Origin of the sequence: Moorena sp. SIO4A1, from assembly GCF_010672065.1 — a bacterium.
Lineage (GTDB): Bacteria > Cyanobacteriota > Cyanobacteriia > Cyanobacteriales > Coleofasciculaceae > Moorena.
Genome location: NZ_JAAHHX010000070.1, coordinates 1 through 17,222, shown reverse-complemented (window position 1 = coordinate 17,222; position 17,222 = coordinate 1). Strand labels below are relative to the sequence as shown.

Annotated in this window: 12 protein-coding genes and 1 pseudogene; 9 read left to right on the top strand and 4 right to left on the bottom strand. The window is 44.5% G+C overall.

The genetic code is table 11. From position 1 onward, the window contains the following. Positions 1–306 precede the first annotated feature (306 nt). Complete coding sequence (locus F6K53_RS29620) at positions 307–1,467, top strand: esterase-like activity of phytase family protein (protein WP_293026089.1); 1,161 nt, start codon at positions 307–309, stop codon at positions 1,465–1,467. Between the two features lie 413 nt (positions 1,468–1,880). On the opposite strand, the gene F6K53_RS29615 is transcribed toward F6K53_RS29620, so the two are convergent. After that, positions 1,881–3,101, bottom strand: coding sequence for a transposase (locus F6K53_RS29615; RefSeq protein WP_293026116.1), 1,221 nt, complete (start codon positions 3,099–3,101; stop codon positions 1,881–1,883). Between the two features lie 155 nt (positions 3,102–3,256). Between F6K53_RS29615 and F6K53_RS29610 the strand changes: the two genes are divergently transcribed. Continuing rightward, complete coding sequence (locus F6K53_RS29610; protein ID WP_293026091.1) at positions 3,257–3,871, top strand: chromophore lyase CpcT/CpeT; 615 nt, start codon at positions 3,257–3,259, stop codon at positions 3,869–3,871. A 282-nt stretch (positions 3,872–4,153) separates the two neighbouring features. After that, positions 4,154–5,287 (top strand): glycosyltransferase family 1 protein, encoded by a 1,134-nt coding sequence (locus tag F6K53_RS29605; RefSeq protein WP_293026093.1) that lies wholly within the window; start codon positions 4,154–4,156, stop codon positions 5,285–5,287. Positions 5,288–5,384: 97 nt separating this feature from the next. On the opposite strand, the pseudogene F6K53_RS29600 reads toward F6K53_RS29605, so the two are convergent. After that, positions 5,385–5,771: pseudogene (locus F6K53_RS29600) on the bottom strand (transposase); the annotation flags it as partial. Positions 5,772–6,247: 476 nt separating this feature from the next. On the opposite strand from F6K53_RS29600, the gene F6K53_RS29595 reads away from it, so the two are divergent. Continuing rightward, positions 6,248–8,815: a GAF domain-containing protein gene (locus F6K53_RS29595; protein WP_293026095.1), complete on the top strand. Its 2,568-nt coding sequence runs from the start codon at positions 6,248–6,250 to the stop codon at positions 8,813–8,815. A 20-nt stretch (positions 8,816–8,835) separates the two neighbouring features. Here F6K53_RS29595 and F6K53_RS29590 read toward each other — a convergent pair whose 3' ends face one another. Next, positions 8,836–9,057 (bottom strand): hypothetical protein, encoded by a 222-nt coding sequence (locus F6K53_RS29590; RefSeq protein ID WP_293026097.1) that lies wholly within the window; start codon positions 9,055–9,057, stop codon positions 8,836–8,838. Between the two features lie 282 nt (positions 9,058–9,339). Between F6K53_RS29590 and purC the strand changes: the two genes are divergently transcribed. From purC to lpxA, 5 genes are all read left to right on the top strand, one after another. Beyond that, a complete protein-coding gene (gene purC / locus F6K53_RS29585) occupies positions 9,340–10,068 on the top strand; it encodes a phosphoribosylaminoimidazolesuccinocarboxamide synthase (RefSeq protein ID WP_293026099.1) in 729 nt (242 codons plus the stop codon). Between the two features lie 325 nt (positions 10,069–10,393). Then, a complete protein-coding gene (locus tag F6K53_RS29580) occupies positions 10,394–12,856 on the top strand; it encodes a BamA/TamA family outer membrane protein (protein WP_293026117.1) in 2,463 nt (820 codons plus the stop codon). Between the two features lie 142 nt (positions 12,857–12,998). Beyond that, the gene (locus tag F6K53_RS29575) at positions 12,999–13,997 is read left to right on the top strand and encodes a UDP-3-O-acyl-N-acetylglucosamine deacetylase (RefSeq protein ID WP_293026101.1); all 999 of its coding nucleotides are present in this window, start codon (positions 12,999–13,001) and stop codon (positions 13,995–13,997) included. Positions 13,998–14,015: 18 nt separating this feature from the next. After that, positions 14,016–14,528 (top strand): 3-hydroxyacyl-ACP dehydratase FabZ, encoded by a 513-nt coding sequence (gene fabZ / locus F6K53_RS29570; protein ID WP_293026103.1) that lies wholly within the window; start codon positions 14,016–14,018, stop codon positions 14,526–14,528. A gap of 446 nt (positions 14,529–14,974) precedes the next feature. After that, positions 14,975–15,769, top strand: coding sequence for an acyl-ACP--UDP-N-acetylglucosamine O-acyltransferase (gene lpxA, locus F6K53_RS29565; protein WP_293026105.1), 795 nt, complete (start codon positions 14,975–14,977; stop codon positions 15,767–15,769). A 101-nt stretch (positions 15,770–15,870) separates the two neighbouring features. On the opposite strand, the gene F6K53_RS29560 is transcribed toward lpxA, so the two are convergent. After that, positions 15,871–16,836, bottom strand: coding sequence for a hypothetical protein (locus F6K53_RS29560; protein WP_293026107.1), 966 nt, complete (start codon positions 16,834–16,836; stop codon positions 15,871–15,873). Positions 16,837–17,222 lie beyond the last annotated feature (386 nt).

The window sequence follows — 17,222 nt, the reverse complement described above, 5'->3', positions numbered from 1 at the left end:
CTTCCCACAATTACCTTCTTTTTAACAAATATGATATGCACCCTGAGCGACTGCATCAAGAGACAGGGTAGTAATTTTTATGGAGAGATGTTAAGCTATCCAAGACTCGTTTTGTAAACTGTTTTAAAAACATGACGCGATCATAATTTAATTTTTAAATAGCACCAATAGGTAGACAGCTTAGTACTTTTTTTTAGACATAATTTATAACAATCAACACTTCTGGTCGAAGCAAGTAATAATACAAGTAAGTTAAGGTACTGCTCAACTGACCTAATGTTAAGAAAACCTAAAAAAATATCAACGATGCTATGGGTTGTGGTAATAATATTCCTGGGTAGCCTGACCACTACCTGTAGCTTTTTACCAGCCATCACAGCAGAGGAACGCACCTTCCTCAACCTTTCCGTGAACTTCTTAGGGGAGTATCAACTCCCCCAAACGAAGTTCAAAAATACAGTAGTGGGAGGGTTGTCAGGATTGACCTATGATCGGGAACGCGATCGCTTTTTAGCGGTTTCTGATGATCGTTCTCGATTAGCTCCAGCTCGATTCTACACCCTAAAACTAACTTTCAATCCCACCGATACAGGAAACATAGGGATTGAAAACGTAGAAGTGGAAGATGTCACTTTTCTTAAAGATAAAAATGGAGAAACCTTTGTAAGGGGTACCCTGGATCCAGAAGGGATTGCTTGGTCTGGAAAAGATTCTGTATTTATCTCTAGTGAAGGGGCTACTAATCAAGGCATTGCTCCATTCATTCGGCAGTTTGATATAGTAACAGGACAACAGTTGCAAAATTTAAAAATTCCCCAGCGTTATCTACCGAATGACACTGACCTAGAAACAGTCAGTAATGGTATCCAGGATAACTTAGGCTTTGAGGCATTGACCTTAGAACCGATCAGCCTAGCTGCAGCAAGTGGGCAAGAGTCATTTCGCTTATTTAGTGCCAGTGAGTACTCCCTACACCAAGACCAGCCAGAAGCAGATACCGAACAAGCAGCGGGAATTCGTTGGTTGCACTATTTGATTGGAGACGTTACTCCTCCAATGCTGGTTAGTGAACATCTTTACTTACTCGAGCCAGACCCCCCTAACACCCTTTCTCACGGTTTGACTGAGTTATTAGCAGTGGATACCGCAGGACATTTTCTGAGTTTGGAGCGTACCTATGGTTTCTTTGGATTTAGTGCCAAACTTTATCAAGTGGTGATGGGTGGAGCAACTGATACAACCAAAATTGCTACTCTCAAGGGTAATGTTTCCAAGATTAAGCCACTGCAAAAAAAGTTGTTGTTGGATTTGAGTGAATTGGGGATTTACTTAGATAATTTAGAGGGAATGACCCTTGGTCCGCGCTTGAGTGATGGCACTCAGAGTTTAATTTTGGTGAGTGATAACAATTTTAGTGAGGCTCAGGTGACACAGTTTCTGTTGTTTGGGATTAAAGGTTTTAAATAGCCCAAAGGTAAGCTATCAGCTATCAGCTAATGCGCACGCTACTTGAGGTGCTATAGCACTACGCATTAAAGTTAGGACATTGATACAAGCTGAAAACCTCTTGTAGTAAACTTTAGCATGCATGCCTCTTGCCTCTGACCGCTGTTCGCGTAGCGTGAGCTAAAAGCTCACGGCTGAATGCTTACGCCCAAAAAAACCAGAGGTATTCCCAAGCTCTCGCCAGTAAGCTATCAGCTATAGCGCTGGGCACAGGAAATACGGAATAGGGAACTTTGGATCAGGGTCATGATGGGTGCTTGTCAACTAAAGGTTTTAGCCATTGGTCTTGATGCAGAACCCAAACCATAAGCGACTGAATCAAGACCATGTATTTTGACATCCTCCCCGGCATGAAAGCACGGGGATTCCAAACATCACTGTTTGGGCTTCCTCTTTCGACGAGCTGACTTACTTAATTGAGTTTCCCCTTTTAAGCAGAGATCAATCTCTCCAGAGGCGTTGATTTCCGTCTGCCCGACGGTATTTGAAAGCTGTTTCAGTGCAGATTTAAGAATATTTATTGCAGCGTTTTTATCACGATCTGCCCTATAGCAACAATGGGGACATCGATGAGTTCGAGTGCTGAGAGTTTTGACAACTTTCTCACCACAATTTGAGCAATCGGTAGAAGTATATGCCGGATCAACGGCAATCACTGGCACTCCATAAACTCTCCCAAAATACTCTAACCATTCTCTAAACTTGTACCAGGCTGCATCATTAATCGATTTGGCTAGTTTGTGGTTCTTAACCAAGTTCTTAATCCGTAGGTTTTCAATGGCAACCAAGTCGTTAGACTGGATGACGTGTTGAGCTAATTTACAAACCCAATCGTTACGTCTGCGTGAAACCTTAAGATGGGCTCTACCTAATCTATTTATGGCTTTTTTGCGGTTTTGACTTCCCTTTTGGGTTCTTGATAAACGACGTTGCAATTTCTTGATTTTGGCTTCATCTTTTCTCAAAAACCGAGGGTTATCTATCTGTTCACCAGAACAATCAGTGTAGAAAAAGTTAAGTCCAACATCTAGTCCTGTCTGCTTTCCTGTGAGTTCTTTATTCTCCTCTCTAGTATGGTCTATCAGAAACTGGGCATAGTATCCGTCATGCCTTCTAATCACTCTTACTCGTTTAATTTGTTTGAGTTGATAGAAATGTAGGTCACGACTCCCCCAGAGTTTGAATTTACCCGCTTGAAACTTATCAGAAAATGTTAAATAACGTCTATCTTCCGAAAGTTTCCACCCTGTTGTTTTGTATTCAACAGATGCTCGAATTTGGGACTTTTTAAACCGAGGAAAACCTTTCTTCCCAGGAACTTTCTGCCTGCAATTGCGATAGAACCGTTCAATTGATGCCCAAGCTCTTTCTGCGTGTGCCTGTCGAGCCATTGAGTTTAATCGACTGACCCAGGGGAATTCTGGATTGTCCGACAACACCTTACAGTAGCTATAGGCATCGTTGCGGTTTTTAACATCACCATCCATCCATGCTCTGATAATGCTGTTACGAACAAAACGACCAGTACGGATGGCTTCATCTAGCCTCCTATACTGGGCTTGTGTTCCTTGCAGTTTCATCTCGTAGACGATCATGTTTATCGTGATTGACAACGATAAACTTATGATAGCATAAGTTGACCGTCCTTCTAGGACGGGGCTAATGACCCGCTTTTTTCGGTAAAGATACCAACTACATCGAACACTACTTCATCCGAAGTTCCCTGATTCTAAGTTCAACACTTCTGGTAATGACTCATTCTACGGATATCGCTACTTTAGCTCGCTGGATGGCAGCTGATTTTAGTAACCAAGAGCAGGCGTTTGAGAATCCACCATTGTATGCTCACATCCGCGTCTGCATGCGTCCTCTACCTTGGTCAGTGCTAGATGGATGTAGCTTGTTCCTTGAGCAAGCCTATGACTATATGCTCAACACCCCCTACCGAGTGCGGGTACTAAAGATTGTTGAGCTAGACGGGCAAATCAAAATCGAAAATTACAAGGTTCAGGATGAAAAACTATTATACGGAGCTTCCCGTGATTTAGAACGTCTAAAATCCCTGAGTGCCCAACAGCTAGAGAAGCTTCCTGGTTGCACGTTCAATGTTACCTGGACTGGTCACAGCTTCAAAGCCGAAGTAGAACCAGGTAAAGCTTGCTTGGTGGTGCGCAATAACAAAGAAACCTATCTCGATAGTAGCTTTGAAGTAATGGAAGAAACATTGATTAGTCTTGACAGGGGACGTGACCCCGAAACCGATGAACTAATTTGGGGTTCGATTGCTGGAGCATTTCATTTTGCACCTAGGACTAGCTTCGCGTCAGAAGTGCTGATCCCAACTCCAGAATTGACTGAACTATAGAATTAACTCTTACCGTGGCGGTTTGACTTCAAAAAAGGTTCCATACTAACTGCCTGCAAATATTATAGCGAAACCGATCACCTTAGGGTTAAGGGCTTGGTGGAATCCATTAACACCATGACCAATGTTCTAATACCTATAAACTAATCTCATGCCCAACAAGTCCCCCAAACCTGATACATTTAGCGAGTAAGGTCACGCAAGTTGGATCAACGGACTATAAACTACTAATAACTAATGACTAATCAATAATAACTAATGACTAATCAATAATCACTAATTATGCGAATTGCTTTTTTTACTGAAACATTTCTACCCAAAGTTGATGGCATCGTGACCCGGTTGCGCCACACAGTGGAACATTTGCAGCGTAACGGTGACCAAGTGCTAGTTATATGCCCAGAAGGGGGACTCAAAGCCTACAAAGGAGCCAAAATTTACGGTGTTTCTGGCTTTCCCCTACCCTTGTATCCCGAATTAAAGCTAGCCCTGCCACGACCCTCTATTGGTGGGGTATTAGAAGAGTTTCAACCAGATTTGATCCATGTTGTAAACCCAGCAGTATTAGGGTTGGGAGGTCTGTATTATGCCAAGGTGATGAATATTCCCTTGGTTGCCTCCTACCACACCCATTTACCTCAGTACCTCCAGCACTACGGATTGGGTATGCTCGAAGGAGTTATGTGGGAGTTAATTAAGGTTAGTCACAATCAAGCTGAGCTGAATTTGTGTACCTCTAATGCTATGGTACAGGAATTAAGAGACCATGGTGTTGAGCGAGTAGACTTGTGGCAGCGAGGTGTGGATACGGAAACGTTCCAACCAGAGTTAGCTTCATCCCAAATGCGATCGCATCTTTCCCAAGGAAATCCAGACAGCCCCATACTCCTTTATGTAGGGCGTCTTTCGGCTGAAAAAGAAATTGAGCGGATCAAGCTAGTGCTAGAAGCAATTCCCAACGCTTGCCTAGCATTAGTAGGAGATGGACCCCACCGTAAGGAACTAGAAGCACACTTTGCTGGAACCCCGACTCATTTCGTAGGTTACCTTACCGGTACAACCCTCGGCTCTGCCTTTGCCTCTGCTGATGCATTTATCTTTCCTTCTCGGACAGAAACCTTAGGACTAGTCTTACTAGAAGCGATGGCAGCAGGTTGTCCCGTGGTAGCAGCCAACTCTGGAGGGATTCCAGATATTGTCACCGATGGGATGAATGGGTATTTATACGATCCAGCAGATGAGCAAGGAGCGATCGCAGCAACCCAGCGTCTCTTAGCACAACAGCAGGAACGGGAAACTCTGCGCCGCAATGCTAGAGCAGAAGCTGAACGCTGGAGTTGGTCAGCTGCTACACGCCAATTGCAACGTTACTACCAGGCAATCGTGTTTTCCGAATCCATGTCTTCCGCTGCTTGACATACTCCCCCGTTAAATCGGAGATGATAACGGGGGATTCTCACAATATGTGATTCAAGGTTCAATCAGACAACTTCTTGAATTAGGTTTCCCTTCATCAACAGCGGTCGAACTCACGCCTGGGCATTTCCGTATTAACAGCAGTTTCCCTATGCCCTAGGGTACTGTTGTATTCAACACCTAAAACCTCTAATCCCCGCTTCAAAATGTTGAGAGCTGCGTTGGGATCACGACAGATTTATAGATGACAACGAGGACATTTATGAGTCCGGGTGCTGAGGGATTTTTTTACCCGATAACCACAGTTAGAACAATCGGCAGATGTGAAGTGGGGGTTGACCGATATCACAGTTTTATCCCAGATTTTTCCAAAGTATTCTAACCATTGGGTGAATTGATACCAACCTGCATCAGAAATCGACTTAGCCAAATGATGATTCTTGACCATGTTTTGTATCTTCAGATCTTCATAGACAACCACATCCTCCTCCCGACATTGAGGTAAGCATCCCAAAGGTCTGACACCAGTAGCGGTTTTAGGTGTTAGGTGTGAAGTTTTAATCACCTAAGGCCTAATTAAGCCTGCCTAATTCAAGGGTTTATGCCTAGTCATAGGGAACATGTCAAGGAAGGGTTTGAGGGTCTCAGGGGGCGTAATGGGGTTGAGCTTACTGACTTTATTGCAAAATCTTATCGAAAACTTAACTATTGTAATTGTACAATCCTTAACAGTTTTAGGGAAACCTATAGTCTAGAAAGTACCCCCTAGGGTACTAATTTTTACTGGAGAGATATGTCAAACTTGTAATCAGGATCGGGATATCCTCAGATCTACTTATAACCAGGGTGTCAATTCATGTTTTTGAAGTCAAAGACGCTAGAAGACTTATCAACGCAGCAATTCTTATCTGCCCAGTTGACTTGCCCTCACGCGCCTCCAAAGGCAGGAGCAGACAAAGTATGACAAGACGGAACACCAGTAGTGTTACCGCTACACTATCTCAGTTAACTCAACCCTCACAAACCAGCAATCTGATTGATCGCATCAAAACCCTATCCATTCCTCAATTTAGCTGCTGGTTAGATTTCTTTGCTGCTGATTTCCAACAGTTTCTAGGAGCGATCGCACTGATCAACAATGAGGCTCTGGAAACTCGGCTAGAGCAGGTGATAGAGGCTTTAACCCTAAAAGTTGGTCAAGTCCTACAGGCAGACCAAGCCACTATTTTCATGGTTGACACCGACACAGGTCAACTATGGGCAAACATTCCCCAACGTCACACGAACAAAACAATAGAACGCCGCATTCCCCACAATCAGGGTGTTGTCGGTCATGTTGCTGCCACTGGCAAGTCTTTCAATACGTCAGTTGCTTACCATCATCCCCTATTTAACCCAGAATTTGACGAAATCCCTGGCTATCGTACCCAAAGCCTCCTGTGTATGCCAATTTTTAATAGCAATAACCAGGTGGTTGCTGTTATAAATTTTTTCAATAAAACTGGCGGTGTGCCGTTCGACAGTACCGACGAAAAGCAATTTCAGGACTTTGCCGACGACCTTGGCATCATCCTCGAAGCCTGCCAATCATTTCAACAGGCAGCTCGCAACCAACGGGGAGTGATTGCTCTGCTCAAGGCAACTGAGTCTCTGGGAAAGAGCCTTAAGCTCGAAGAAACCCTAGGTGTAGTTATGGAGCAGGCTCGGGATCTCATGCAAGCAGACCGCTCCACCCTATTTTTGCTATGCCAAGATCGCAAAGAACTTTGGAGTAAGGTAGCTACAGCGGATGGACAAAACACTATAGAAATAAGAATACCAGCCAACCGAGGTATTGCTGGTTATGTAGCATCCACTGGTGAGCCACTCAATATTCCAGATGCCTATAAAGACGAGCGTTTTGACCCGAACACTGACAAACAAACCGGTTATCGCACCCAAAGTATCCTTTGTATGCCGGTATTTAACTCCAAAAATATATTAATCGGTGTGACTCAGTTAATCAACAAGCACCAAGGATACTTTACCAGCTCTGATCAAGAGTTTATGCGGGCGTTTAATATTCAGGCAGGCATAGCTCTGGAAAATGCCCAACTGTTTGAAAGCGTCCTGATTGAAAAGCAATATCAGCAAGATATCCTGCAAAGTTTAACCGACGCAGTGATTTCCACTGACATGCAGGGACGAATTGTGATGATTAATGATGCAGCTATCAAGTTTCTAGATGGTCCTAATCGTAGAAAAGGCAGTCCCGATTGGAAATTCTGGCAGTCTAAGCTCACTGGTCGATACATCTGGGATGTAGTGCCGATTGAAAATCTCCAGTGGCGTTGGCAAGATAGCTTGGCTACGGGGACTCGGCATTATATGCCAGAGCAAACTCTGAAGATTGGTATCTATAAACCTGCTCAAGGGGATTCACAAGGGTCACCATCCATGGTTCTGGCAATGCCAAAGTGGGATGACCCGAATGTTTATGTACCCTGGAATGAAACACCCCAGACGGAATCTTCATCTACTTATTATTTGTCAAAATACCAAGTTCAGGAAATTGAACGCAGTCTGAACCTAAGCGTCAATCCTTTGCTCAACCCAGAGGGAAGTGTGCGAGGTGGGTTGGTGGTTTTAGAAGATATGACTCGTGAGAAGCGTATGAAGACAGCCATGTATCGCTACATGACTCCACGGGTTGCTGATCAAGTCTTAGCCCTCGGGGAAGATACCTTAATGCAGGGCAAGAAGCAAGAAGTAACTATTCTATTTTCTGATATCCGGGGCTACACAAACCTCACAGAACATCTCGGAGCAACAGAGGTGGTATCGTTGCTCAACAAGTATTTTGAAACCATGGTAGAGGCTGTATTCAATCACGATGGCACCTTGGACAAGTTTATTGGAGATGCCTTGATGGCCGTGTTTGGAGCACCTTTACCCCTGCAAAATCATGCTTGGAAGGCTGTCAAATCAGCTCTAGATATGCGCTCACGCTTAGCAAAATTTAATTCCAATCGCAGCCGTAATAACCAACCCGAAATCCGGATTGGGATGGGAATTAGTTCTGGAGAAGTGGTTTCCGGCAATATCGGCTCCCAAAAACGGATGGACTATACGGTTATTGGAGATGGGGTGAATCTAAGTGCTCGCCTCGAAAGCGTTACCAAAGAGTATGGCTGCGACATTATCTTGAGTGAGTATACCTATAACTTGTGCCGCGATCGCATTGTGGTGCGGGAGTTAGATCAAATCCGGGTCAAAGGTAAAAACCAAGCCGTTAGGATTTATGAATTAATTGGCAAAACCGACGTATCCCTTAGCGATAACAGAAAACGGTTCTTGGATTTGTATCAAGCAGGGCGTAATGCTTACATCAAACGAGACTTTCAACAGGCACTCAAGTATTTTACTGATGCACTAGAAATACAACCAAATGACCGGCCTGTCAAGCTCCATATTAACCGAGCTAAAAACTATTGTGATCATCCTCCTGATGATTCCTGGGATGGAGTTTACACGATGACCACTAAGTAAAGAATGACGTATTTCATCTTTTATATACCCAGGCTCTTTTTGCTTTGTTTCAACTCTTTCCAGAGTTGTTTAATCTGCTGGTAAGCCTCTTTTGGAGGCAGCTTACCAGCAGTTTCCAGATTACAGATGTAGCTGACTCTTTGAGCAAATTCCTGTAAATTAGCGTTAAAAACCACGTTTTCTGGCTTGAACTGACCGTGATAGGGACTGCGAGGATGTAAAAAATCAGATGGATCTACCATAGCTATTGCCTGTACCAGACCTTCTTAACCTAACCTTAACTTAACTGATTAAATTATAACTCACGCTCCGCCAAATTTCTGATTTTATGTGATTGTCAAGATGTATAGCAATCCTAAATCAGTTATCAAACATGAAAAATCTGAAATCATTGCTGGGCTTGCCTTAAGGGCGATTAGGCGCAGCCGACGCGATCGCGTTCGCTTTGGCCACTATATTTTACGAATCATTTAGGGCTGGTATATCTGTCAATATATTGTCAGTCAACCATCATCTTACTGATTATGTCCCCTGATCAAAAACTCTACGAAGGTAAAGCGAAAATCTTATATACTACCGATGACCCAGAGATTCTACTGACTTACTTTAAAGATGATGCCACTGCCTTTAATGCCCAAAAGCGAGGTCAGATTTCTGGGAAGGGTGAGATTAATTGTGCGATCGCATCTCATTTGTTCAAAGTCCTAGAAGAGAAGGCAATTGCTACGCACTTCATTGACCGTCCTACTCCCAACCAAATGTTGGTCAAACAGGTAAAAATTCTGCCCTTGGAGGTGGTAGTCAGGAACATTGCTGCTGGTAGTCTATGTCAACAAACTGGAATACCAGAGGGTCGGGTACTCCCGAAGCCCTTAGTGGAATTTTATTTGAAGAATGACGACTTAGGAGATCCCTTGTTAACACGCGATCGCTTACTACTGCTGGAACTAGCAACGCCTGAGCAGTTGAACCAACTGATTGAGCAAGCGTTGCGAATTAACCAAATTCTCACTGACTTCTTCTATCAGTGTGGCATTACTCTAGTAGACTTCAAGTTGGAGTTTGGTCTAACCCCGTCTGAAGAACTACTATTAGCCGATGAAATCAGTCCTGATACCTGCCGCCTTTGGAACCAAGCCGAAACTGATCCGGAGCGTCGAGTGATGGACAAAGACCGATTTCGTAAGGACTTGGGAAATGTAGAACAAGCCTATCAGCAAGTGCTACAAAAAATTCTTGAGAGCAAACTCTAATCAGCCTCTGACTAGACCTCACAGGGTAAAAACAAGTGACGGGATTGATGCCATCGTTAACCCGTAACCCAAAAAAATTCAGCACATTGGTAAAAATAACCACAGACGAACGAAAATAGACAACAGGCATGCGCATTGCTTGCTTAGGTCAAGTGTTCAGTCATGGTACTGTGGCTGACAACTAATAACTAATATAATAGTTGCTCCTATGGCACTGGAGTTGTTAGCCCTCCGTCAACCAGTAATCAATGGCTTACTGAGAGTTTACCAATGACCAATGACCCAATAGGAATGGTGTGTGGAAGTGTCAAAAACAAATAACACAATGCGTTTATCTCCTTTGTTAGCAGCAATGATCGCTGCTACTGCCAGTATTGGTTTATCCAAACCAACCCGTGGGGAAACCGTTCAGTCCCTACCGGATGCACCCCAACAGGATTCCAGTGGCGTAAAAACACCATTACAAGCAGTTCCTGAAACAATTGCTGTGCAGGCAAAACCAACGACTACCTCGGTGATTCACTCTTCCCCGACCCAGGTAGCAGTACCCACCAAGAGTGTTGTGCAGTCTGTGCCTACCACTCTTGGTGGGTCGAATTCTTCACCAACCCAGGTGGCAGTACCCACTAAACCAACTAAACTAGTGGTTCCGGTAGATTCAACAGCCGCAGAGTTACCCTCCTTTAGTCCAAACCCACGTCAACCATCACCGGATAGCATAGAAGGGAGTGCTCAACTAACACCTGCTTTTGGGATAGATCAACCGTCCCAACTCCCCGAAAGCACTCAACTGGAGCCCCCTTCAACTCAACCTCCTTTATCAATCGATAGCATCGAAGGGAGTGCTCAACTAACACCTCCTTTTGGGACAGATCAACTGTCGCAACTTCCGGAACCCACTCAACTGGAGCCCCCCTCAAGTCAACCTCCTTCTGACTCCTCAGAAGTACGAGTACTGGTAGCAGAAGTCTTGATTACTGGCGCACCTCCCCAACTGGAAGAGGAAATTTATCGGGTGATTAAAACCCGACCAGGACGAGCAACCACCCGCTCTCAGCTTCAGGAAGATGTGAATGCTATCTTTGCCACAGGTTTCTTTTCCAGTGTGGATGTGCAGCCAGAAGATACTCCCTTGGGAGTTAGGATTAGCTTTATTGTCAGAGCTAACCCAGTACTGCGCCAGGTTGCAGTCAAAACAGAACCCCCAGGGGAAGGGCAACGGATCGTAAACCAGGAAAAAATTAATGAAATCTTCAGTGAGCAATATGGCTCAATCCTGAATCTGCGAGACCTGCAAGAGGGAATCAAAAAATTAAACGATTGGTATAAAAAAGAAGGTTATGACCTAGCTCAAGTGATTGATGCTGAGCAAGTCACACCGGATGGCACAGTCACCTTGGTCGTGGCAGAAGGGGTGATTGAAGCTGTCAAGGTGCGTTTTCTCGATGAAGATGGTAACCCGATTGTAGATGAAAATGGCAACCCACTTCCATCAATGACTGACCAGGAAGAACCGGTTGGGGGTAATACTCGCCCCTTTATTATTACCCGGGAGGTGGAGTTAAAATCCGGTAGTGTATTTAACCGGAAGAAAGCCCAAAGGGACCTACAGCGAGTTTTTGGTTTAGGGATTTTCGATGATGTACGCTTTTCCTTTGAACCCGGTACTGACCCACGCCAGGTGGTGATAGTAGTAGATGTGATTGAGAAGAGTAGTGGCTCGATTGCGGCTGGTGCAGGTCTGAGTTCTGCCAGTGGTTTTTTTGGTACCGTGAGCTATCAACAGCAAAATCTAGGGGGTAATAATCAGACCTTAGGGGGAGAATTTCAGCTGGGAACCCGAGAGCTATTGTTCGATTTGAGCTTTACAGACCCTTGGATTGCAGGAGACCCCTTCCGCACTTCTTACACGGTCAATGCTTTCCGACGGCGCTCGATTTCCTTGGTCTTTAATGGAGGCAGCGGTGAGAATAATATTAAAGTTCCTAATGATGATGATGATGGAGACCGCCCCCGGATTGTGCGCACTGGTGGTGGAGTGACTTTTCGCCGTCCTTTATCGCAAGATGTATTTAAACGGTCAGAATGGACAGCATCCCTAGGCTTGAAATATCAACATGTTGCCATTGAAGATAGTGATGGGGATGTTAGACCTGAATCTACAGATGGAGAACTGTTGAGCTTTAGTGACAGTGGTGAAGATGACCTAACTACTGTCCAGTTAGGGGCAGTGCGGGATTTACGCAATAGTACAACCCAACCTACTAACGGTTCCCTACTCAGGTTGGGCATGGAACAATCTATTCCTATTGGTAGTGGCAGCATCTTAATGAATCGGTTAAGAGGTAGCTATAGTTTCTATATCCCTGTGGAATTCACCAACTTTACCGAAGGACCTCAGGCTCTTGCCTTTAACATTCAAGGGGGCACTATCTTGGGGGATTTACCTCCCTATGAAGCTTTTATTGTTGGTGGTAGTAACTCCGTGCGGGGGTTTGCTGAGGGAGACCTAGCATCAGGACGTAGCTACCTTCAGGCTACTGCAGAATATCGCTTCCCAATTTTCTCAGTCATAGGGGGTGCTCTATTTGTTGACGCTGGCACTGACCTTGGTTCTGCTGGTTCTGTTCCTGGTGAACCCGGTGAGCAGAGAGATTTACCCGGTACTGGTCTCGGTTACGGTCTTGGGGTTAGAGTGCAGTCACCACTTGGTCCGATTCGGGTAGACTTTGGTTTGAATACCGAAGGGGACAGTCGTCTTCACTTTGGTATTGGAGAGAAGTTTTAATTGTTAATTGTGAATTGTTAGTGGTTAATTGTGAATTGTTAGTGGTTAATTGTGAATTGTTAATTGGGATTTGTGATTGGTTAATTTCAATTTTCAATTTTCAATTTTCCAGCATTTATTGATAGAAACTTGACCAAAAAACATGTCTTCAGTATATTACACCTTGGCTGGTATGTTTGAACGCTCTGGTGTCGGACTGCACAGCGGTATTTCAACCTACGTAAGGGTACTACCAGCAGCTGCGGGAGTTGGGCGATATTTTGTGCGGGTTGACCTACCAGGTAAACCGGTTATTCCAGCAAACATAGATGCAGTTTCAGGTACCACACTGTCTACGGAACTCTCCACATCAACCCAGTATGGAAACGCTACCGTTCGTACGGTGGAACACCTTTTAGCTGCACTGGCTGGTAGTGGTGTGGATAATGCTCAAATTGAGATTGATGGTCCAGAAGTGCCTCTTTTAGATGGTTCGGCGAAGGTTTGGCTGGAAGCTATCCAGGAGGTGGGAGTAGTAGCAGCAGGGGTTCAAGGCATCGACGGTAAACCATACGATAGTTTTACCCCCGGACAAGTTCGAGGTACCCTAACACCCCCTCACCTCCTAACTGCCTCAGGAAGAACACCTATTCCTTTTGTATTAAACGAGCCAGTCTCGGTTTATCACGGAGATGCCTTTGTAACGGCTCTACCAGCACCCAAAACTCGATTGACCTATGGCATTGACTTTGCGTTACCAGCTATTGGTAAACAATGGTATAGTTGGACTCCAGAACAGGACAATTTTGCTGATGCGATCGCACCAGCTCGTACCTTTGGCTTGGCTGATCAAATTGACCAGCTGCGCGATCGCGGTTTAATTAAAGGTGGTAGCTTGGACAATGCTCTGGTTTGTGGTCAACAGGGATGGGTTAATCCCCCCTTACGATTTTCAAATGAGCCAGTGCGTCATAAACTTTTAGACTTAGTAGGGGATTTGAGTTTATTAGGACGTTTTCCTGTCGCTCACATCCTGGCCTATAAAGCTAGCCACCATCTCCATGTCCAACTTGCCAAAAAGCTGGCTGAACGCATGGGTTGCAAGTTAAATACAAAGAAGGTTGAACCTTTAAAAATTAGTAAACAAACCTGCAATCTGTAATTATATTAAAGTACGCTTATGTCCACACTGACTGATGTTAACACGCCAAATAACTCTACCGGAAGTACCCAGGAGCTCAATGATGACTCATCGACTAAAACAGTTCTAACCGTCGAAGACATTCATAAACTACTCCCCCATCGGTATCCTTTCGCATTAGTTGATCGGATTATTGACTATGTTCCAGGTAAACGAGCTGTAGGTATCAAGAATGTTACCTTCAATGAACCTTTTTTTCAAGGACATTTTCCTGGAAGACCGTTGATGCCTGGGGTGATGATAGTCGAAGCTATGGCTCAGGTTGGGGGGATTGTATTAACCCAAATGCCCGATAGTCCTGATGGATTATTCGTATTTGCAGGGATTGACAAAGTTCGTTTTCGGCGTCCCGTAGTGCCAGGAGATCAACTGGTGATGACTGCGGAACTGTTGTCCATCAAGCGCCGTCGTTTTGGTAAGATGCACTCAGTTGCAACTGTTGATGGTAAGAAAGCAGCAGAAGGCGAACTTATGTTTTCTATAGTGGATTAAAACATAATTAGTAAGAGCAAAGGAAAGTTATTGGGTTGTTCACCTTTGCCCCTCGGTTTAGGATAGGTTATTTGGTTGTTCGCGTAGCGTGCGCGTAGCGCATAAGTTATTTAGTTGTTTATTTAGTTGTTTGCCTTTGGCCTTCGGTTCAGGGTAGGTTATTTTGTTGAAATACTTGGCTTTGGAGGTTAAACGTTAATGTTCTATTTTAGCACTAAAACCTGGAACACTAAACATTAACCCTTAAACCGGCAACAGTCAACCTTAATCTTTCAACCTGCAACCTTAAAGCTGCAACCTGCAACCTTTAACCTTTAACCTGCAACCTGCAACCTGCAACCTGCAACCTGCAACCTGCAACCTTAAAGCTGCAACCTGCAACCTGCAACCTGCAACCTTTAACCTGCCAGTATTGTTAGTCATTGGTCACTTTGGTGTTTGGAAAATTGGCAACACTTATTCATCCTACTGCTGTTATCCATCCTGGTGCTGAACTACACCCGACAGTTCAGATTGGTGCCTACGCGGTGATCGAAGATAATGTGAAAGTTGGCCCAGAAACAACCATTGGTGCCCATGTGGTTCTTTCTGGACCAATGGAGATCGGAGCCAGGAATCAAATCTTTCCAGGAGCAGTACTGGGTTCGGAACCCCAAGACCTTAAGTATGATGGTGCTCCTAGCTGGGTGAGAATTGGTGATAATAATCTAATTCGAGAGTACGTCACCATTAACCGAGCCACCGGGGCGGGAGAAGCAACCGTAATTGGCAATGGCAATATGCTAATGGCTTATAGTCATGTTGCTCACAATTGCGTGATTGAAGATTCTGTAATTATCGCTAATGGCACTGCTATAGCAGGTCATGTTTATATTGAGTCCCAGGTGAGAATTAGTGGGGTCTTGGGGATTCATCAATTTGTCCACATTGGACGTCTAGCTATGGTGGGTGGGATGAGTCGCATTGACCGGGATGTTCCACCCTATATGCTAGTTGAGGGGAATCCATCCCGAGTGCGATCGCTTAACTTAATCGGTCTTAAACGGGCTGGACTGACAACCGGTGAGATTAGACAGCTAAAAAATGTCTTCCGGAAGCTCTATCTTTCAGGAGAACCGTTCACTCAAGCCCTCCAAACCCTGGAATTGCCACCAGATAATCCACATGTGCAGCACCTGCATCAGTTTTTGCAGTTGTCTCTAATGGAAGGTCGTCGGGGTTTAATTCCTGGTCGTCGCTGAAAAGGGTAAAGGTTTTTAAGGTTTATTTCAAATTCCTTTCACCTTTAACCTTTACCCTTTCCTAGCCGATTTTAGGGATTATTAATTAAGAAAACAGGAGATTAAAGCACAAAATCTGCCTCTGTAATGTCACCAGAATCTACACCAGTCAAGACAGCTAATGGTTGATTATTTATGGTGGTGATTATGGTATCGTCATTTTGTTCAAAAATCGAAATCTGACCAAAGGTCAGACCATCTAACTGCAACAGATCTTCGCCATCGGTAAAGTCAGTGATGGTGAGTTTGCCTACTGTTGACAAGACAAAGGTATCTTGCCCACTGCCACCAGTTAAAATGTCATCTCCTGGGCCACCGATCAGGGTATCGTCATCATCTCCGCCTTCGAGGGTATCCTGACCATTGCCACCTTTGAGGGTGTCATGACCGTCCCCTCCAAACAGTTGATCGTCACCGTCTCCACCGTCGAGGTAGTCTTCCCCAACAAAGCCTCGAAGAGTATCTTGACTGTTAAGCCCTTTGATAATATCGTCACCTCCGCCACCTTCAAGGATGTCATTGTTGGAAGTACCGATTAGAGTAACACCAGCTTCCTCGAAGCTAAGGTTGTCAAGGGCGAAGCGGAAAGCAGCGGCATCATTGAAATCGATCACAACCCGGTCTATTGGTGTATCACTATCAGAAAGGGAGAACAGAGCCTCGGTAAAGCTTGGCTGTGAACTAGTATCGACTGCGATCGTATTTACCAATGTGGAGCCATCATCAAACAGTTCCACTGTAAAACCAGGTGTGAGAGTAGCAAAGGTACTCAGCGCCACCCCAAACTCAAGGTCGGAAACCGGTGCAGCAAAGTCAAGGGTTAGGATTCCGGCGGCATTACCTTCCAGACTCGGATCCTGTACAAAGGAAATTGAGCCTGGACCGGAGGAAGCATAATTGGCATCCGTTGAATCTACCCCACCTACTTTGAAATCAAATGTGACCCCCATGAAACTCAGGTCATCAACGGGTTGAAAGGGCAGTTCATCGAAGGTCAGAACTGTTGTGTTAGTGGAATTAGTAGACATGTTTATTTCCCCTAAAAAATAATTAATTTTTCATTGCACCCTATAGTATGAAGATTGTGATTTTACCTTGATGTAATTAGCGCAAATCACTAATGGTTTTCTTCATTTGTTTTTATTTTGCTTTATTGTGAGTTTAAAATTATGAAATTTGGATGAATTAAATAAATATTTTTAATGAATATTATGTGAATTTATAAAAAAAATTGGTAAGCATTCAGCTATCGTAAGTATTCAGCTATCAGCTATCAGCTTAAATTTCCGTTCCCGTAGCGTGACCAACGGCCAATCCATCCACTTGTGTACAAGCCGGTCTACCATCTCCCCATCTCCCCATCTCCCCATCTCCCCATCTCCCCATCTCCCCATCTCCCCAAAGCGCCCCTATT